Origin of the sequence: Pseudoalteromonas sp. NZS11_1 (genome assembly GCF_015864275.1) — a bacterium.
Classification (GTDB): Bacteria; Pseudomonadota; Gammaproteobacteria; order Enterobacterales; family Alteromonadaceae; genus Pseudoalteromonas; species Pseudoalteromonas arctica.
Genome location: NZ_JADYXK010000013.1, coordinates 49,979 through 70,282, shown reverse-complemented (window position 1 = coordinate 70,282; position 20,304 = coordinate 49,979). Strand labels below are relative to the sequence as shown.

General features: G+C 38.8%; 12 protein-coding genes. All 12 read left to right on the top strand.

The window, feature by feature from the left end; genetic code table 11:
* Positions 1-108: 108 nt before the first annotated feature.
* A complete protein-coding gene (locus tag I6F44_RS11035) occupies positions 109-567 on the top strand; it encodes a GAF domain-containing protein (protein ID WP_007586917.1) in 459 nt (152 codons plus the stop codon).
* Complete coding sequence (locus I6F44_RS11030; RefSeq protein WP_002961910.1) at positions 567-845, top strand: hypothetical protein; 279 nt, start codon at positions 567-569, stop codon at positions 843-845. Before I6F44_RS11035 ends, I6F44_RS11030 begins: the two co-directional genes overlap by 1 nt.
* A 15-nt stretch (positions 846-860) precedes the next feature.
* Complete coding sequence (gene proQ, locus I6F44_RS11025) at positions 861-1,511, top strand: RNA chaperone ProQ (RefSeq protein ID WP_007586916.1); 651 nt, start codon at positions 861-863, stop codon at positions 1,509-1,511.
* A gap of 26 nt (positions 1,512-1,537) precedes the next feature.
* Entirely contained in the window at positions 1,538-3,562 is a 2,025-nt protein-coding gene (gene prc, locus I6F44_RS11020; RefSeq protein ID WP_007586913.1) for a carboxy terminal-processing peptidase, read from the top strand.
* Between the two features lie 181 nt (positions 3,563-3,743).
* Positions 3,744-5,207 (top strand): Na+/H+ antiporter NhaC, encoded by a 1,464-nt coding sequence (gene nhaC / locus I6F44_RS11015; protein WP_180961408.1) that lies wholly within the window; start codon positions 3,744-3,746, stop codon positions 5,205-5,207.
* Positions 5,208-5,254: 47 nt separating this feature from the next.
* Entirely contained in the window at positions 5,255-7,849 is a 2,595-nt protein-coding gene (gene pepN, locus I6F44_RS11010) for an aminopeptidase N (protein WP_121954893.1), read from the top strand.
* Positions 7,850-8,071, top strand: a complete 222-nt coding sequence (locus I6F44_RS11005; protein ID WP_010552655.1) for a DUF2835 family protein — start codon at positions 7,850-7,852, stop codon at positions 8,069-8,071.
* Positions 8,072-8,323: 252 nt separating this feature from the next.
* A complete protein-coding gene (locus I6F44_RS11000; RefSeq protein ID WP_121954894.1) occupies positions 8,324-10,423 on the top strand; it encodes a DUF1302 domain-containing protein in 2,100 nt (699 codons plus the stop codon).
* Positions 10,424-10,436: 13 nt separating this feature from the next.
* A complete protein-coding gene (locus I6F44_RS10995; RefSeq protein ID WP_121954895.1) occupies positions 10,437-11,801 on the top strand; it encodes a DUF1329 domain-containing protein in 1,365 nt (454 codons plus the stop codon).
* Positions 11,802-11,927: 126 nt separating this feature from the next.
* A complete protein-coding gene (locus tag I6F44_RS10990) occupies positions 11,928-12,923 on the top strand; it encodes a WD40/YVTN/BNR-like repeat-containing protein (protein ID WP_121954896.1) in 996 nt (331 codons plus the stop codon).
* On the top strand, positions 12,923-15,244 hold the full coding sequence (locus I6F44_RS10985; protein WP_197173770.1) for an efflux RND transporter permease subunit: 2,322 nt from the start codon (positions 12,923-12,925) through the stop codon (positions 15,242-15,244). Before I6F44_RS10990 ends, I6F44_RS10985 begins: the two co-directional genes overlap by 1 nt.
* Before the next feature lie 208 nt (positions 15,245-15,452).
* Positions 15,453-20,294, top strand: a complete 4,842-nt coding sequence (locus tag I6F44_RS10980; RefSeq protein WP_197173769.1) for an NAD-glutamate dehydrogenase — start codon at positions 15,453-15,455, stop codon at positions 20,292-20,294.
* Positions 20,295-20,304: the final 10 nt, after the last annotated feature.

Below are 20,304 nucleotides of genomic sequence, written 5' to 3'. Positions count from 1 at the left end.
CACGCTGATAAACGGTGCGATTTCCTTTTTTTTACCTCCAAAAGGTTCCAATTTTTCACGACAAAGAGTACCTTTAGCTACTGTATGTTTAATAAGAAGTAGTTTGGTATGCAAAAGCACGATTTTTACCAGTCATTAGTTAAGCAAACTGAATCGCTGATAGCTGGTGAATCTAATGTAATTGCCAATTTGGCAAACATAAGCGCGCTGTTATTTACCTCTTTAGAAGATGTAAATTGGGCGGGCTTTTACTTTATGGATTCTCCTACTGAATTAGTACTTGGTCCGTTTCAAGGTAATCCTGCATGCATCCGTATTCCCGTTGGGAAAGGGGTATGTGGAACAGCTGCGGCAACCGCTGAAACACAATTAATTGAAGATGTTCACGCTTTTGACGGGCATATAGCCTGCGATGCAGCGTCTAACTCTGAAGTGGTTGTACCTATCATGAAACATGGTAAAGTATTCGCAGTACTAGACATTGATAGTCCAAGTATTGGCCGATTTGATGCTGATGATAAAGCTGGCCTTGAAGCATTAGTGAAATGCTTAGAGGCGAGCCTGTAATGAAAGATTTGCTAAATGTTCAAGACTACCTATTTGCTGTGCAAGATGTTGGCGACTGGGAAGGCGAAGAAGAGCATGTAGCGGAAACGCTCAATGATTTAATTCATATTGCATGGGATCGTCTTCCAGATGATTCAGAATGTGAATTTATTGATGAAACAATTAATGGTATTTGGGAACACCTTCGGGGTGATATGGCTGTAATAGAAGCCGATTTCGAAGAGTTGGTCGACTGGGTAACACACTACGTCGATTCGTCCCTTGATGAAAAGATGTGAAAAATAGGTTCTAAAATGGAAACCACAAACAAGCTAAAAGATATTAATGAAGTGTTGGAATTTTTATATCAAGAATTCCCACAATGTTTTAAACAAAAAGATGGCATCAAGCCGCTTAAAGTAGGTATTTTTAAAGATATTGCTGAGCGTATTGAAGGGTCTGAAAAAGTAAGTAAGACTCAAGTTCGTCAAGCGCTTAGAAAATACACGTCTAATTGGCGTTATTTAGAAGCTGTGACAAAGTCAGAGTTTCGTATTGATCTTGATGGTAATCAAGGTGAAAAAGTTGAGCAAGAGCATATCGACCATGCACAAAAAGCATTGGAAGAAAGCCGCGCTAAAATGGCAAAACGCAAAAAACAACAGCGTCCTCGCCAAGATTCTGATTCTAAATCTTTCAAGAAAAAACCAGCTCATGCTAGCAAAGCAGGCGATAAAAACGCACCTGCAGCTAACAAACCTGCTAAAGCAGCGCCAGTTAAACGTTCAGGAAAAATTGAACCTTTACCAGCAACTGAGGTCAAGGTTAATAATAAGGTTAAGGTTAAACTTGGCCAAGCACTTGTAAATGCAGTAATCACTGAAGTGAACAAAGATGACGTTCATGTTGAATTAGTGACAGGTATGCAAGTTAAAACCAAAGCTGACAGCTTATACATCGTTTAAGTTGTAAATAAATTAAGGAGTTGTGTATGAGTAAAAAGTTTACGCTCATTCCGTTAGTTGCTGCCCTGTTTTCAGGTTCATTATTTGCTGCTGTAGAAGCCGTTACAATTGACGATTTACCCCAGCTTAAGCAAGAGAGTCAACATGGTACTGCTAGCAAACGAGTGGCCAGCTTATTTGCTCGTTCACACTATACACCGGTTCGATTTAACGATGAGCTTTCTAGTAAAGTGTACGATCGTTATATCGAATCCCTTGATTTTAATAAAAGCGTTTTCTTAGCCAGCGATATTGCTTCTTTTGAGCAATATCGTGATGACTTTGATAACGCTATTACTACCGGTAAATTAGACTTTACGTTTGATATTTTTAACTTAAGTCTTAAACGCCGTTTTGAACGTTACGAGTATTCACTTACTTTACTTGAAAAAGAAATGACGTTTGATAAAGAAGATGAATACTTTTTTGACCGTGAAGATTCAGCATGGCCTGTGTCACAAGCTGAGCTTGATGAAATTTGGCGTGAGCGTGTAAAGTACGACGCACTGCGTTTAAAAATGACGGGTAAAGATTGGGAAGGCATTAAAGAAGTGCTGACCAAACGCTATAAAAATGCTGAAAAACGTTTAGTACAATCTAATTCAGAAGATGCTTTTCAAATTGTTATGAATTCGCTAGCACGTAGTATTGAGGCGCATACGTCTTATTTATCGCCACGTCGTGCAGAGCAATTTAAAATGGATATGGATTTAGAGCTTGAGGGCATTGGTGCCGTACTAAGCCCTGATGAAGACTACACTGTTATTCGCAGCTTAGTGCCGGGAGGCCCTGCAGATAAAACAGATCAAATTAAAGCTGATGATCGCATTATTGGTGTTGCCCAAGATGGCGAAGAATTTGTAGACGTAATTGGCTGGCGTTTAGATGACGTAGTTGATTTAATTAAAGGTCCTAAAGGGACTAAAGTACGTCTACAGTATTTAAAAGGTGTTGACGCTCACGGCGCACCTAAAGTTGTTGAAATCACGCGTGATAAAATTCGACTTGAAGATAGAGCGGCTAAATCAGAAGTATTTGAAGCCAAATACTCTGATTTAACAAGTAAAGTTGGCGTGATTGAAATTCCAGGCTTTTACAATAATCTTTCGAAAGATGTAAAAGTTGAACTGGCTAAGCTTAAAGAAGAAAAAGTTGATGGTATTATTATCGACTTACGCCAAAATGGTGGTGGTTCTTTATATGAAGCAACACAACTGTCTGGTTTGTTTTTTGACCAAGGTCCAGTTGTTCAAATTCATACCTTAAATAACCGTATTGAAGAGCAAAAAGACCGCGATGGTATAACTTATTATGATGGTCCTTTAACTGTTTTAGTTGATCGTTACAGTGCCTCTGCTTCTGAAATATTTGCAGCAGCTATGCAAGATTACGGTCGTGCGGTTATTATTGGCGAACAAACTTTTGGTAAGGGTACTGTGCAGCAGCACAAAGGCTTAGGCCGCGCTTACGATTTATACGATAATGCGCTGGGTAGCGTGCAGTATACAATTGCTAAGTTTTATCGTATTAACGGTGGTAGTACGCAACATAAAGGTGTGATCCCTGACATTTCGTTTCCATCAGCAATCGATCCTGCAGAGTGGGGCGAAAGTAAGCAAGATAATGCACTTCCTTGGGACAGCATTGTTAAAGCGAAATACAAAAAACTAGGTAATCTAACACCTATTATTACGTACCTTGAGAAACAACACGAAGTACGAATTAAATCAGAACCAGAATTTGGTTATGTATTTAATGACATTACCTTATACAACGAAGAGAAAGACCGTAAAACTATCTCTTTAGTTGAAGCTACGCGTATTAAAGAAAAAGATGAAGGTGAAGCACGTGCACTTGTACGTACTAACGAACGTCTTAAGCGTTTAGGTAAAGATCCGGTAGAAAACTTAGACGATTTACCTGAAGTAATTGAAGAGCTTGACCCATTTTTGGAAGAAGCTGCATTAATTACTCAAGATTATATTAATTATGGTCGTATAGCTAAGAAGTAACAACTGGTTTTACCTCTATAAAAAAGGCGCTTTAGCGCCTTTTTTACTACCTAAAATTTACTAAATTGTTATAATCCTTGATTACATAAAGTTGAGCTAGATTAATGACGCTCAATTAATGCGCTTTACGTGCTAAAAATAATAATTAAACACACAGTAAGTGTGTGTAGGAGTCTCTACTTTGAAGCTATTGGATGACAAACCAATCAAGCCCGCCTCGTTTTTTGATGCATTAATTCCTATCTCTGTATTAATTTGTTTACTTGGTGCTGCAGTTTACTTATTTGGTGATAACTCTTCATCAGGCCCTAACCAAATTGCACTTTTATTTGCTACTTTTGCAGCGGCTTTAATCGGGCTTAAAAACGGTTATACATGGAAAAAATTAGAACAAGCCATGATTGAAGGTATAACGCTTTCACTTGGCGCTATCCTAATTTTACTTATGGTAGGTGCGTTAATTGGCACTTGGCTACTTTCTGGAACTGTACCAACTTTAATTTATTATGGCTTGCAAGTTATAAACCCAAGTTGGTTTTATGCAGCGAGTTGTTTAATTTGTGGCATTGTAGCTATGAGTATAGGTAGTTCTTGGACTACTGCCGCTACGATAGGTGTTGCTTTATTAGGCGTTGCAACGGGTCTTGGACTTGAACAAACAGTTACAGCAGGCGCTGTTATATCTGGCGCGTACTTTGGTGATAAGTTAAGCCCACTGTCTGAAACAACCAATTTAGCGCCAGCAGTTGTAGGCGCTGATTTATTTGAGCATATTCAACATATGCTGTGGACGACAGTACCAAGTTTTGTAATTGCACTGATTATATTTATATTCATGGGCTTTAACGCAACTGCTTCAAGCGAAGCGGGGCGCATTGATGAAATAACGGCTATTTTACAGCAAAACTTTAATATTGGTTTTGAAATGCTAATCCCGCTAATTGTACTTTTAGTTTTAGCGATTAAAAAAATGCCAGCCTTTCCTGCTATCTCTATCGGTGCTGTTGTGGGCGCTGTTTGGGCCATGTTGTTTCAATCTGATTTAATTGCTAGCCAAATTGATGTTTCTCAAGGGCAGCTAGTTGGCTATTTTAAGCTTGTTTGGACGACGTTTTTTGATGGTTTTAGCATAAGTACAGGCGATGACAAAATGGACTCCCTACTCAGTGGTGGCGGTATGTCCGGAATGCTTACAACCACATGGCTTATTATGACTGCACTGATGTTTGGTGCCATTATGGAAAAAACAGGCCTTTTGGATATTTTTGTTAAAAGCATACTTAAAATAGCTAAAAGTACGGGATCGTTAATTGCGGCAACAATAGCAACGTGTATCGGTACTAACGTGATAGCGGCCGATCAATATATTGCAATTGTTGTACCTGGTCGTATGTTTAAAGATGAATATGAAAAACGTGGTTTGAAGCCTGTTAACTTATCTCGTACATTGGAAGATGGCGGTACAATTACCAGCCCACTAATTCCATGGAACACGTGTGGCGCATATATGCAAAGCGTTTTACTAATAAATCCTTTTGATTATGCACTCTACGCTTTCTTTAACTTAATTAACCCTGTTTTAGCGGTGGTTTATGCCTACTTGGGCATTAAAATTTTACGTATTAAGCCAAATCAATCCGCCTAATTTTAAACAGCTCCTTTTAACTTAAAAGGAGCTGTTTTGGAGTATCTATGACTGAATCAAGTAAACCTCAAGCACAATATCTTAAAGACTATAAAGCTCCTGATTTTTTAATTGACCACACAGAGCTAACCTTTGACTTACAGCCATTATCAACCAAAGTAAGCTCTTTGCTAACGCTTACGCGTGTTGGTGATAAAAAAGCACCTTTAGTGCTTGATGGTATTGATTTACGCTTACTGTCTTTATCTATTGATACGGTTGATATAACTGATTATGAAATTATTGGCGAGCAGCTAATAATTAATAACCTACCGGATAGTTGCCAATTAAGTATTGTGACCGAGATATCGCCTGAGACGAATACTTCTTTAGAGGGTTTGTATTTATCTGGCGGTGCGTATTGTACACAGTGTGAAGCGCAGGGTTTTAGAAAGATCACCTATTACATGGATCGCCCTGATGTACTTGCCACGTTTGATGTAACTATTATTGCCGATAAAAAGTATCTACAACTTCTTTCTAATGGTAATCAAGTAGACAGTGGTGAAACACAAGATGGTCGTCATTTTGTGAAATGGCAAGACCCATTTAAAAAGCCGAGCTATTTATTTGCACTTGTAGCGGGCGATTTTGATGTTTTAAAAGATACGTACACGACTAAAAGCGGCAGAGATGTAGAATTAGCATTGTTTGTTGATAAAGGTAATTTATCTAAAACACCCCATGCTATTGCCTCACTCAAAAAGGCAATGCAGTGGGATGAAGAACGCTTTAATTTAGAGTATGACCTTGATATTTATATGATTGTAGCCGTCGATTTTTTCAACATGGGCGCGATGGAAAATAAAGGGCTAAACGTTTTTAATAGTAAATGCGTATTAGCTAATCAAGAAACAGCCACAGATAAAGACTACCATACGATTGAATCCATTGTAGGGCATGAGTACTTTCATAACTGGACAGGTAACCGAGTTACTTGTAGAGATTGGTTTCAGTTATCGCTAAAAGAAGGGTTAACTGTATTTAGAGACCAAGAGTTCAGTAGTGATTTAGGCTCTCGTGCACTTAACCGAATTGATGCGGTCAAAGTTATGCGTACGCATCAGTTTAGCGAAGATGCAGGCCCTATGGCTCACCCAATTCGCCCTGAGAAAGTTATTGAAATGAATAACTTTTATACAGTAACTGTATACGATAAAGGTGCTGAAGTTATCCGTATGATGCACACATTACTGGGTGAAACTAACTTTCAAAAAGGGATGACGCTTTACTTTGAGCGCCACGATGGGCAAGCAGTTACATGTGATGACTTTGTAAGTGCGATGAGCGATGCATCAGGTGTTGATTTAGAGCAATTTAAACAATGGTACAGCCAATCAGGTACACCGCGTTTAAATGCAATTCAAGAATTTGATAGCAGCTCAAATACATACACTTTGACAATCGAGCAAACAGCGCCAGCTAATCAGCCAGAGAATAAAAAGCTTCATATACCTTTTGCTATTGAACTACTTGATGCCAATGGACAAAGTATTGCTCTGCAATATAAAGGTAAAAAGCTAGATCATGTACTCGATGTAACTAATGCGACTCAAACATTTAGCTTTGATAATATTTTAGAAAAGCCTGTTGCGGTTTTACTCGAAGACTTTTCTGCTCCTTGTATTTTAAACCAGCAAACAACAGAGCCAGAACTATTGCATATTATGCGTTTTGCGCGCAGTGATTTTTCACGTTGGGATGCACAACAGCAGCTATTCATTAAGGCGATTAAATCTCAAATCACCGATGCAACGAATAGCGTATTAAGCAGCGAAATTATAAATGCGCTACGTGTACTTATAAACACCAAAGAGGGCGATTTAGCTTTAATTGCAGAGCTGTTTAAATTGCCGAGTTTTGACACGTTAGCTGCTGAATTTGATGTAATACCTGTAGATGACATTATTGAAATAACAGAAAAGTTTGAGCAACAAATTGCTGATGAACTTGCTGATGAGCTGCTTAGTTGTTACGAATCTCTTGAAGATGATGGCAGTATAAGTGCAAGCGCTGTTGCGAATCGTGCTTTAAAGCAAATATGTCTGCACTACCTTGCTAAAACACAAAGTCCAGAAGCTGTAACCTTTATTAAAGAAGCTGCAAGCTCGACTAATATGACTAATGTACTTGGTGCCCTAAGCGCTGTGGTAAAAGCTTCACACCCTGTTAGAAATGAGCTTTTGAGTCATTTTGATAGTCAGTGGCGTCATGATGTTTTAGTCATGGATAAGTGGTTTGCACTGCAAGCTATGCAATCAGGCAGTACTGCTATAGATGATATTAAGGCACTTTACGAACACCCGTGTTTTGATTTTTCAAATCCTAACCGTGTACGTGCACTTGTAGGAAGTTTTAGCCACTTTAATACAGCACAATTTCATCGAGCAGATGCTCAAGGCTATGCGTTATTAGGTGATTTATTAATAAAACTTAATGCAATTAATCCACAAAATGCATCTCGTATGCTAACACCGTTTATGTCGTGGAAGCGTTACGATGATGTTCGCTCACAAGCAATGAAACTGCAATTAAAACGCTTAGCCAATCTAGATGGGCTAAGCACTGACTTGTATGAAAAGGTTGAGAAAGCACTCGCATAAATGATTGAGTATTATTTTACCCTAAGATTGAGCTATAACGAGTGCATGGATTACTACCATGGCCGTTTTAGCTCTTTACAAGTTGTAGAGGATGGCGGTAAAACGATTCGTTTTGCTGCTACGCATTTGAGGCCCTTCATTTCAAGCTTAGGTGTACGTGGCCGTTTTAGACTCTTATTAACCCCCGAAAACAAGTTCATCCGCCTAGAGCGAGTGGCCTGACACTCGATTTTTATGTTATATATACATAAAAATATTGTATTTTTGTTAATTTCAATTTGTCCTATTGTTAAATTACGTGTATAAATTATCTGGTACGACGTCTTACTAATACGTAAGCGTCAACCAGAATAAAAAGTATATAACAGATTAGAGCGAGTATTTGTAATTTCACTGATTCGCTTCTATCGTTATGATTACACTAAAAACAATAACTTGATCACACAAAATGACCCGCGACAGGGGGGAACCAAAATGATAAGAAGATCGCTTTTTGTTAAAAATAGAATCGCTATAGGTTTAGCAGCCGCTAGTTTAGGTTTATCTGCAGCAAGTACACAAGCTGTAACATTTGAAGCTGGAGGTTTTGATATTACCTTCGATTCAACCTTTTCATATGGGCAAAGTGTTCGCGTAGAAGACAGAGACTTTAACCTAATTGGTAAAAGTAATAATCCAGCATTTGATTGGACAGGATACAACCCAGCGCTAAACAACACTATTTACTCATCTCAAGATGTATGGGCTCAACCTGGGTCTTATTCAAATAACGGTGATGCGGGTAATTTAAATTTTGATAGTGGTGACTCCTTCTCAAAACTATTGAAGGGCACACACGACCTTTCAATAAATAAAGATAACTACGGTTTGTTCACTCGCTTCATGTATTTTTATGACTTTGCGTTGATGGATGGCAATCATGCATATTCAAATCCTACATCAGGGCAGGGTGTTGATCCATGTGACGATAAAGACACGAAAGCACAAAGTTGTGCCGACATACGTTTATTAGACGCGTTTGTATGGGCCGATTTTGATTTTAATGATGGTAATAACCCTTTATCTGTCCGTTTAGGCCAGCAAGTAGTTAACTGGGGTGAAAGTACGCTTATATCTCATGGTATTAACGTAAACCCAGTTGATATAGATCGATTAAAAGCACCTGGCGCTGAGCTAAAAGAAGCATTTATACCAATCGGTATGCTTTGGGCATCGCTCGGAATTACTGAGAATATTACGCTTGAAGGTTTCTACCAATATCAATGGCAAGAAACACGTTTACCAGCAGCAGGTACATACTTTTCTACTAATGACTTTGCAGCAGAAAATGGTTATCAGCAGAATGTTCAATTAGGCTTTACGTCTAATCCTGATATTGATGTTGCTTTTTTAACGGATAGTTTAAATAACCTAACATCTGATTTTGCATTAGCAGCAGCTGCTCGAGGTATTGATCCTTCAAGTGCTGAAGGAAGCGCTTTATTAGCTCAAATGTATCTTGCTTACCCAACTAAGGTTGCGTTAAAAGGTAAAGGAGATAATGGTAAAAATGAACCTGAAGATGGCGGACAGTACGGTTTACGTTTAGGTATATTTTTACCTGAATTTAATGATACTGAAATTGCGTTATACCACGTGAATTACCATAGTCGTCGTCCACTTATATCTGGTCGTGTATCAAACTTTTCACAGGCAGCAATTGCTCAAGATTTAGCAATGATCATGACAACAGAAATCACGTCAGATAATGTTGCTGATTTAGCCGCTTTCTCAAAAGCTGAAAATGACTATCCTGAAGATATTAAACTATATGGTTTAAGTTTTAACACGACTATTGGTGAAACAGCCTTTGCAGGTGAATTTGCGTTTCGCCAAGATGAACCACTGCAAATTGATGATGTAGAGTTACTTTATACAGCTATGCCTGAGCAGTTAGCTCTTGCAGGTCTTCGTCCTGATTTTGCAGGTATTTCGCAAATGAGTTTTGGCGATGATATTAGTTCTGTTGGTGCGGGTGAAGTTGCTCAAGGCTATATTGAACGTGATACATCGCAAATTCAATTTACGGCTACTCACTTATTTGGTCCTTCATTAGGTGCTGATAGTTGGGCTGTTGTTGGTGAAGTGGGTGCTGTGAAAATTCATAACATGCCAGACTATGACGAAACGCGTTTAAATGTATCCGGTACTGGCCGTAGTGGCACAATTACAGGCCCAGGTACTACTGATTATTCAACATTGCAACTTGGTTTATCAAACGGCGCTGAAGAAAAATCATTTGCTACTGCGTCTTCTTGGGGTTACCGCTTAATTGCTAAAGGTGATTATTTTAACTTTTACAAAGGTATTAACTTCTCTCCACGTTTTGTATTTTCACATGACGTAAATGGTAATACACCAGATCCTATGTTCTTATTTATTGAAGACCGTAAATCTTTAGGTGCAACCATGAACTTTAACTACCAAAATGCGTGGTCACTTGATGTGAGCTATAACTCGTTTTGGGGCGGCGGCGATATAAATACTTTCTCAGATCGCGATTACGTTTCTTTTAACTTAAAATATTCTATTTAGGGGTAACATTATTATGATTAAAAAACCTACCCTCATCGCTACAGCTTTTTGTAGCTTGTTTGCAAGCAGCGCAGCTTTAGCTAAATTAAACGCTGATGAAGTTGCCCAATTAGGTCAAAACTTAACGCCAATGGGCGCAGAAAAAGCAGCTAATGCTGATGGCTCTATTCCAGCATGGAATAATGGCATTACTTCTGCCCCAGCAGGTTATGAAGCTGGTATGCATCACCTTGACCCATTTACAGCTGATAAAGTGCTTTTCACTATTGATAAAAGTAATATTGAAAAGTACAAAGCCAATTTAAGTCCGGGTCAAATTGCCTTATTTGAAGCATACCCAGATACATTTAAAATGCCAGTGTATGAAACACGCCGTTCTGCGTCTTACCCTCAGTTTGTTTATGACGCGACTAAAAAGTTTGCACCGACTGCTGAGTTAATTGAAGGCGGTAACGGTATTAAAAATACGGCGATTGGTATTCCTTTCCCTATTCCTAAAACGGGTTTAGAGGCAATTTGGAATCACTTATTGCGTTACCGTGGCCAGTCTATTGAGCGTTTTGGTGGTCAAGCTGCACCAACTGCATCTGGTTCTTATAACTATGTTGGCTTTGATGAGCAGTTATTAGTTAAATACTCAGACCCTAGTGCAACACCAACAGAGCTACAAGACTCAAATATTTTGTTTAAGTTTAAACAAAGCGTTACAGAACCAGCTCGTTTAGCGGGTACTGCATTATTAGTTCATGAAACAATGGATCAAATATTAACGCCGCGCCAAGCTTGGACTTATAACTCGGGACAACGTCGTGTTCGTCGTGCACCTAATGTTGCATATGATGCACCAGGCACAGCTGCAGATAGCCTGCGTACTACCGATGATTTTGATATGTTTAATGGCTCGCCAAATCGTTACAACTGGACACTAAAAGGTAAGCAAGAGTTATATATACCTTATAACAGCTATAAACTTCATAGTGATAAGCTAGAGTACGATGATATTTTAATGGCTGGCCATATTAATCCGGAGCATACACGTTACGAAAAACACCGTGTTTGGGTTGTTGAAGCTAACTTAAAAGATGATACACGTCATATCTATAAAAAACGTGTGTTTTACATCGATGAAGATAGCTGGCAAGTACAGGTTACTGATATTTATGATAACCGCGACCAACTTTACCGTGTAGCAATGGCTTATGGCCTTAACTACTACGAAGTACCTACACAGTGGAGTACGCTTGAGGTTTATCATGATTTGAATTCTCGTCGTTATTTAGCAATTGGTTTAGATAACCAAGAAAAAATGTACGATTTTTCACAGTCATTTAACGATAACGAATTTACTTCAAGCGCTTTACGTCGCGCAGGTAGATAGTATTAAACTAGGCACTTAACAATTTGTTAAGTGCCTTTTCCTTTCTCATCGCGTTTGTCTTACAGCGCGCAACGCTTTCCCCAGTAAAAAGACAAACAACTCTCTCGTACAAGGCGATTAAAATTTATGAAGTATTTGATATATGCCAGCCTGATAATAAGCGGTGCGAGTGTTGCACAAGAAGCCCCTAACAATGCGATCAGTGCAACAAATGCAGCTAAAACCTTACTCACCGACATAACCAACACGGGCAATGGTCTAATTGCAGTAGGTAAACACGGTACTGTTATTAAAAGTATCTCGGGTGATAAATGGCAACAAGCTGAGCTAGTCCCAACTCAAGTGCTATTAACTGCCGTTGATTTTAGTAATGAAAATAATGGATGGGCGTGTGGCCACGATGCAACAATAATAAATACTACTGACGGTGGTGTTAATTGGCAACTACAACAAGCACAACCAAAATTAGACAAACCATGTTTAGATATTCTATTTGAAGATGATTTAAAAGGTTTTGCAGTGGGCGCATATGGTATGTTTTATCAAACCACCGATGGTGGTAAACATTGGCAAAAACGCTTTTTAGATTCGCTATTATTTAGTGATGATCGTGATTACTTGAACGATTTAAAAGAAAATGATCCCGAAGGATACGAAGCCGAAACTGCTTCAATTTTACCGCACTTTAATCGAATCGAAAAAACAGATAATGGTTTAATGCTGGTTGGTGAGATGGGCTTGATGGCCAGAAGCATTGATGATGGTCAAACTTGGCAAAGGATAGAAGAAATTTATCCTGGTTCATTCTTTGCTGTTGCATCAGATAGCACACAAGAAATTGTGGCAGGGCTTCGAGGTAATGTTTTTGCAAAGCAAAATGGTGAACAGCAGTGGCAGCATTTCGAAAATGTAAAAACAGCGACGATTAACAACATTATTAATTATAATAACAAACAATGGCTTATGCTTGCCAATAGTGGCGTTATTTTTCATCTTCAAGATGGGTTACTCACCCATGAGCAGCTTGCTGACGGTAAAGCGATTCTTGATGGTGTAATTTTAGATAACAGGCTGATTATGGCTACAGAAGATGGCATTAAAGTGAAGGAGTTAACCCCTTAATGCATAAACTACTCGATTTTATTGAAAAGGCGATTTTTAGACATCGCTTAATTATGCTTATAAGTTTTGCACTTATAACTTGTTTACTTGTATTCAAAGCGACTCAAATTCAATTAGATGCATCGTTTAATAAAAATATCCCGTTAAACCACGATTATATGAAAGTGTATACCAAGCATGAAAAGCAGTTTGGTGGTGCAAACAGTATTTTGATTTCAGTGTGTGATGATAGTGGTGATATATTTAATCCAGAGTTCTTTACCCAATTAAAAGCGGTTCACGATCAGCTTTATTTCATTCCTGGCGTAAATCGTCCATTAGTTAACTCAATATTTTCACCCAGTGCTCGTTTTGTTGAAGTAGTGGAGGATGGCTTTGCCGGTGGCCCAATTATTCCTGCTAACTTTAAAGCAGATAAGCGTGGTTTAGGTGTAGTAAAGGAAAACATTGAAAAAGCAAAAGTTGTAGGACGTATGATTGCCAGCGATTATTCGTGTGCAATGGTAACTGCTCAACTTTTAGAAACTGATCCTCAAACACAACAAAAATTAGACACATTAGCTTTTGCACAAAAGCTAGAAAGTGATTTAAGAGAGCCTTTAAGTACGGACAAAGTAAGTATTCATATTATTGGCTTTGCAAAAATGGCTGGTGATATAGCGGAAGGTGCAAAAGGGGTGGTTGTATTTTTTGCCATTGCTATCGCTTTTACCTTTATTATGGTCTGGCTATTTTGTGGCAGTTTAAAGCTGACTATTTTGCCTATCGCATGTTCCATTATTGCTGTTATTTGGCAATTAGGCCTGCTTTCAAGTTTAGGTTTTGGCCTTGATCCTATGTCTATTTTGGTACCGTTTTTAGTATTTGCTATTGGTGTAAGCCATGGTGTGCAGATGATAAATGCGATTGGTAAAAAAGTAGGTGAAGGTAAAACAACACGTATTTGTTGTCAGTCAAGTTTTAGGGCTTTATTAGTGCCAGGCGGTATTGCACTGCTTTCAGACACCGTAGGCTTCTTAACATTACTTACCATCGATATTGGTATTATACGTGAACTTGCCATTACAGCGAGTTTAGGTGTAGCAGTAATTATATTTACTAATTTAATCTTATTGCCAGTTTGGGCTTCGTACATGAACTTTGAAAACAGTGTACATATTCAATCTGGTGATGCAGCAAAACCAAACATGCTTGATAAAATCCGCGACTTACTTGTTAAAGCGACTGATCCTAAAGTAGCTAAAATGATTATTGGTTTTACCCTTGTTCTATTTGCTTTAGGTTACTGGCAAGCAGATAAAATGCGTATAGGTGACTTACATGCAGGCGCGCCATCACTGCATCAAGATGCTCGTTATAATCAAGACACGTTTTTAATATCAGACAAGTACACTATCTCGTCTGATATCTTAAAGGTAATTGTAGAAGCGTATCCTGCAGCATGTACTGAGCATGATGTGATGGAGCGTATAAGCCGTTTTCAATACAAAGTAGAGAATGTAGCAGGTGTGCAGTCTGCTGTAAGTTTGAGCTCTGTAGCTCAATCGGTTAACGCAGGATACAACGAAGGCAATTTGAAATGGCAAAGCTTGCCACGAAATTCAGCAAGTTTAGTGCAGTCAACGTCTCGAGTTGAAACTAGTACAGGTTTACTTAACGGTGATTGTTCAGTTATGCCAGTGATTATATTTTTAGATGATCATAAAGCACAAACTATAGATACTGTAATTAAGAGTGTTAAGCAATTTGCGCAAGAAGAGGGCACTGATAAATTAGCATTTAAACTAGCGTCAGGACCTGTTGGCGTAATGGCAGCGACTAATGAGTCAGTTGCAGATGCGCAAATACCAATGATGCTTTATGTTTATGGTGCCGTTATCATCTTATGTTTAATGAGCTTTAAAAGCGTAAAAGCAACGATTGCTGTGGTATTGCCGCTTTATATCGTATCAACACTTGCACAAGCACTTATGGTGCAATTAGAAATAGGCTTAACCGTTTCTACTTTGCCAGTTATTGCTCTAGGAGTAGGTATTGGGGTCGATTACGGTATTTATATACTGTCGTCGATGATGGGGCAGCTTAAGCAAAATGTACCATTAAGTGTTGCTTATCGAAATGCGCTTGTTGAACGTGGAAGTGCGGTTCTATTTACCGGTATTACACTTGCGATTGGTGTGAGTACGTGGATATTCTCAGATCTTAAATTCCAAGTTGATATGGGTATACTGTTAACCTTCATGTTTTTAGTAAATATGTTAGGTGCAGTGTTGTTATTACCCGCTATTGGCAGCCTTCTCTGGACTGACCAGAAAAAATAATGTGAATAATTTTGCTCCTAAATGGCCTGTAAAGGCCATTTATATCTACAATTTGTGAATAGATGACCAAATAGCTGAAATGCTTAAAATGTTTTCATCGAAAAGGCTGTTTATTAGCTGTAAAAGGGTTAGAATTTAATTGACTCCACGCTAATGAATAGCTGTACAAATTCCTGCTCCTGAGCAGTAATAGATTAAGGAACATACAATGACACGAAATGAAGGCCAAGCCTCGGTTATCCTAGATAATGTCTGTAAGCTGATCCAGAAAAAAGTTCGCGCTGATAATGTGTTACTCGTTGAGAAATTCGCCAAAGCCTTGTACAGCAATATGTCTAAAGAGGATTTGGCAAACCGCAACGATAGTGACCTATATGGCGCAGCATTAAGCCTTTGGAACTCGCTAGAAAAAAATACTACCGACGACGCTGTTATCCGCGTTTTCAACCCTGAAGTGGCAAAAGATGGCTGGCAGTCATCACATACAATCGTAGAGATTATTACTAAAGACATGCCGTTTTTAGTTGATTCTGTTCGTATGGCCATGACTCGTGAAAATATCGCCTCTCACTTATTACTTCACTGCCCATTAAAAATTAAGCGCGATGAAAACGCTAAAATTTCTGGATTATCAAATTTAAAAGCAGAGCAAGAATCCTCATCTACTAAAACAGTATTTTTTATTGAAATTGACCGTCAAACAGATTCTTCTGTGATTGAGTCTTTCAAGAAAGAGTTAGAGTCGGTTCTTGTTGATGTATCAGTTGCTGTTGATGATTGGCAGCCAATTCGTAAAAAATTGATTGCAGTAACCAAAGAGTTACCTAAACGTCATCATAATAAAACTACAGAAGAAGTTTCAGAAACAACTGAGTTTTTAGATTGGTTAGCGAAAGATAACTTTACCCTAATGGGTTACCGTGAATATGAGCTAAGCCCAGTTCAAGGAGATTACCAATTAAAAGGTAAAATGGAATCAAGCCTTGGCTTGATGAAAAACTCTACTGAAGAACACACACGATTATTATCAGAATTACCAGAAGTTGCTCGCCAAGAAGCACGCAGCAGCAATCTACTGATCTTGACAAAAACAAACTCTGTTTCTCGCGTTCACCGTCCAGCCTACATTGATTACGTAGGTATTAAGCGTTTTGACGATGAAGGCAATGTAACTGGTGAAGACCGCTTTATTGGTTTGTTCTCATCAAGCTTTTACAATAACAGTGCTACTGATGTGCCTGTTTTAAAGAGTAAAATTAACCGCATTATGGAAATGTGTGATTTTGCTAAAGGTACACACGCTTACAAAGCTGTTTTAAATATTTTAGAAACCTACCCACGTGACGAGCTAGTTCAAGCGCGCGAAAGTGAGCTACTTGAAGTTGCTATGGGTGTTTTACAAGTACAAGAGCGCGATATGTGTCGCTTGTTTGTACGTAAAGATGCGTATGGTCGCTTTTTATCTTGCATGGTTTATGTGCCTCGCGAACGCTATAACACGGCTCTTCGTCGTGAAACGCAAGATATATTAGCTAATGCATTTAATTCTGACGATAAAGTCGAATTTACTACTTATTTCTCTGAGTCAACACTGGCGCGTACTCATTACACCGTTCGTGTGACCGACAACAAGATCGAATATAACGTGAAAGACATCGAAAACAATTTAGTAGAAGCTGCACGTACGTGGGAAGATAAACTTCAATCTGCACTTTTAGAGTCTGCGGGTGAAGCACGTGGTAACGATTTAAATCGTAAATACTGTAATGCATTTGCACGCTCATACAAAGATGAAGTGCTTCCAAGTGCAGCGGTTGTTGATATTGAAAAGTTAGAACTACTTAGCGATGAAAACAAGCTAGAAATGCTGTTCTACCGTCCTCAAGAAGAAGCAAACAGTAATATTGTACGATTAAGCTTATTCCATAAAGATGAGCCAATTCACTTATCTGATGTTATGCCAATGCTTGAAAACTTTGGTCTGCGCGTTGTTGGTGAAACACCATATTCAGTTAAAACTAGCGATGGTCGTATTAACTGGATCATGGACTTCTCGATGCTTATTGACAGCAAAGGGATGGCAGACTTTGATAAAATTTCAGCACGTTTTCGCGCTGCATTAACAAATGTGTGGGGCAACCGCCTTGAAAATGATGGTTTTAACCGTTTAGTGTTAATGGGTGGCCTAACTGGCCGCGAAGCCTCTATTTTACGTGCTTACGCTAAGTACATGCGTCAAATTGGTGTAACGTTCTCACAAAGTTACATTGAAAGCACATTTGCAAATTATCCAAACATTGCAGCGCAAATTGTTAATTTATTTGCTAAAAAGTTCTCAGTTAAGAGCCCAGCAAGTGCTAAAACACTTGAAAAGTTAAGTACGCAAATTTACTTAGAACTTGAAAACGTAGCAAACCTTGATGATGACCGTATTATACGTTTATACGTAGATATGATTGTTGCGACGCTACGAACTAACTATTTCCAAAAAGATGAAGCAGGTCAGTTTAAGTCTTATGTCTCGTTTAAAATACAGCCTAGCTTAATTCCTGATGTACCACTTCCACTTCCTGCGTTTGAGATTTTTGTATACTCTCCGCGCGTTGAAGGTGTGCATTTACGTTACGGTAAAGTAGCGCGTGGTGGTCTGCGTTGGTCTGACCGTCGTGAAGATTTCCGTACTGAAGTACTTGGCTTAGTTAAAGCTCAACAAGTTAAAAATACAGTAATTGTACCTGTTGGTTCTAAAGGTGGTTTTGTATGTAAACAATTACCTAGTGAGCGCGAAGCGTTTATAAAAGAAGGCCAAGAGTGTTACAAAATCTTTATCCGTGGTCTTCTAGATATTACAGATAACATAGAGCGCGGTGAAGTAGTCCCAGCTCGCGATGTTGTTCGCCACGATGAAGATGATGCTTACTTAGTGGTTGCAGCCGATAAAGGAACCGCTACTTTCTCTGATATCGCAAACGGTATAGCTAATGAATACAATTTCTGGCTAGGTGATGCATTCGCATCAGGTGGCTCGGTTGGTTACGATCATAAGAAAATGGGTATTACAGCTAAAGGCGCATGGGAGTCAGTTAAACGACATTTCCGTGAAATGGATATCGATTGTCAAACGACTGACTTTACAGTGGTAGCTATAGGCGATATGGCTGGTGATGTATTTGGTAATGGTATGTTGTTATCTAAGCATATTCGGTTACAAGTTGCCTTTAACCATATGCACATTTTTGTTGATCCGAACCCAGATGCTGCTACTTCTTACCCAGAGCGCGAACGTTTATTTAATATGCCGCGTTCATCGTGGGAAGATTACAATAAAGAGTTAATTTCTGCCGGTGGTGGTGTTTTCTCTCGTGCTGCTAAATCAATTACGCTCAGCCCAGAAATGAAAAAAATGTTGGGCACTAAAAAAGCAAGTATGACCCCAAATGAGTTAATGAAAGCTTCATTGATGATGGAGTTCGATTTACTGTGGAATGGCGGTATTGGTACATATATTAAAAACTCTAAAGAAACTGATGCAGATGTAGGGGATCGTGCAAACGATGCACTACGTATCAATGGTAGAGATTTAGGCGCTAAAATAATTGGTGAGGGCGGTAACTTAGGTGCAACTCAATTAGGTCGTGTTGAATTTGCAGCTAAGGGTGGTCGTGTTAATACTGACTTTATTGATAACGTAGGGGGCGTTGCCTGTTCAGATAACGAAGTTAACATTAAGATTTTACTTAATGGCTTGGTTGCTGAAGGCGACTTAACACGTAAACAACGTGATGAGCTACTTTATTCTATGACAGATGAAGTATCTGAATTAGTATTAAAAGACTGTTACCGTCAAACACATACTATTTCAATTACGCAGTCTAAAGGTACTTCAACGCTTAAAGAAAAGATTCGCTTTATTCATGCACTTGAAAAAGATGGTAAGTTAAACCGTGCTATTGAGTTCATTCCAAGTGATGAAGAATTGGCAGAACGTGCAGCCGCAGGTAAAGACTTAACTCGCCCTGAGCTTTCAGTGCTAGTGTCTTACGCAAAAATGGTATTAAAAGAGTCTTTAGTAAGTGATGAAATTACTGAAAACCCTTACTATCGCCAATTGCTTGTGAAGTCATTCCCACGTCCTCTACGTGAGAAGTTTAACGATGCGATGAACAACCATCCACTTCGTAAAGAAATTATTGCAACTAAACTTGCTAACAGCATTGTTAACGATATGGGTTTAAACTTCATGGTACGCATGCATGAAGAAACCGGTGCCAACGAAGCTGAAATTGCAATGTGTTACTCAATTGCTAGCGAAATATTTGAAATGCGTGATACATGGTCTTCTATCAGCGCACTGGATAATAAAATACCAGCAGCGGTACAAACTGAAATGCTTTACCAACTTCGTCGTACTGTTCGCCGTACTACGCGTTGGTTCTTACGTCATCGTAATAAGTCACAAACGATTGAACAAGGAATTGAATTCTTTGCGCCAACGTTTAAAGATTTAAGCGATAATTTAAATACATACATGATTGAAAAAGAAAATGACCGTATTGTAATTGAAGCTAATAAGTTAATTGATGCCGGCGTTCCTGTAGATATAGCTAAGCGTATTGTTTCGTTATCAAGCTTATTCTCTGTGATGGATTTAGCTGAGGTTGCTAATAATTCAGGTAAGAGTATTTCGATGGTATCGAATACTTACTTTAAACTAGGCGCGAGAATGGGTCTGCATTGGTTCTTAGAGCAAATAACTAAGCAACCAGTAGCAAATCATTGGCAAGCACTTGCTCGTTCATCTTACCGTGAAGAGCTTGATTGGCAGCAACGTACGTTATCTGAAGTGGTGCTAAATAGCTTTGAAGGTGACGAGAGCGATGTTGATAGTCAAATAGATGAGTGGATGGATAGCCAAGATTTATTACTTCAGCGTTGGAAACAAATGTTGGCTGAGTTTAAAACATCACAAAGCCATGACTTTGCTAAGTTCTCAGTTGCACTTCGTGAACTTATGTTATTAAGTCACAACTGTGATACATCAGGAAAATAATTTAGCTTTA

Excerpts from the sequence above, each read along its gene's own strand:
- I6F44_RS11035 (WP_007586917.1), top strand. The coding sequence starts at position 109 with ATGCAAAAGCACGATTTTTACCAGTCATTAGTTAAGCAAACTGAATCG.
- I6F44_RS11030 (WP_002961910.1), top strand. The coding sequence starts at position 567 with ATGAAAGATTTGCTAAATGTTCAAGACTACCTATTTGCTGTGCAAGAT.
- proQ (WP_007586916.1), top strand. The coding sequence starts at position 861 with ATGGAAACCACAAACAAGCTAAAAGATATTAATGAAGTGTTGGAATTT.
- prc (WP_007586913.1), top strand. The coding sequence starts at position 1,538 with ATGAGTAAAAAGTTTACGCTCATTCCGTTAGTTGCTGCCCTGTTTTCA.
- pepN (WP_121954893.1), top strand. The coding sequence starts at position 5,255 with ATGACTGAATCAAGTAAACCTCAAGCACAATATCTTAAAGACTATAAA.
- I6F44_RS11005 (WP_010552655.1), top strand. The coding sequence starts at position 7,850 with ATGATTGAGTATTATTTTACCCTAAGATTGAGCTATAACGAGTGCATG.
- I6F44_RS11000 (WP_121954894.1), top strand. The coding sequence starts at position 8,324 with ATGATAAGAAGATCGCTTTTTGTTAAAAATAGAATCGCTATAGGTTTA.
- I6F44_RS10995 (WP_121954895.1), top strand. The coding sequence starts at position 10,437 with ATGATTAAAAAACCTACCCTCATCGCTACAGCTTTTTGTAGCTTGTTT.
- I6F44_RS10990 (WP_121954896.1), top strand. The coding sequence starts at position 11,928 with ATGAAGTATTTGATATATGCCAGCCTGATAATAAGCGGTGCGAGTGTT.
- I6F44_RS10985 (WP_197173770.1), top strand. The coding sequence starts at position 12,923 with ATGCATAAACTACTCGATTTTATTGAAAAGGCGATTTTTAGACATCGC.
- I6F44_RS10980 (WP_197173769.1), top strand. The coding sequence starts at position 15,453 with ATGACACGAAATGAAGGCCAAGCCTCGGTTATCCTAGATAATGTCTGT.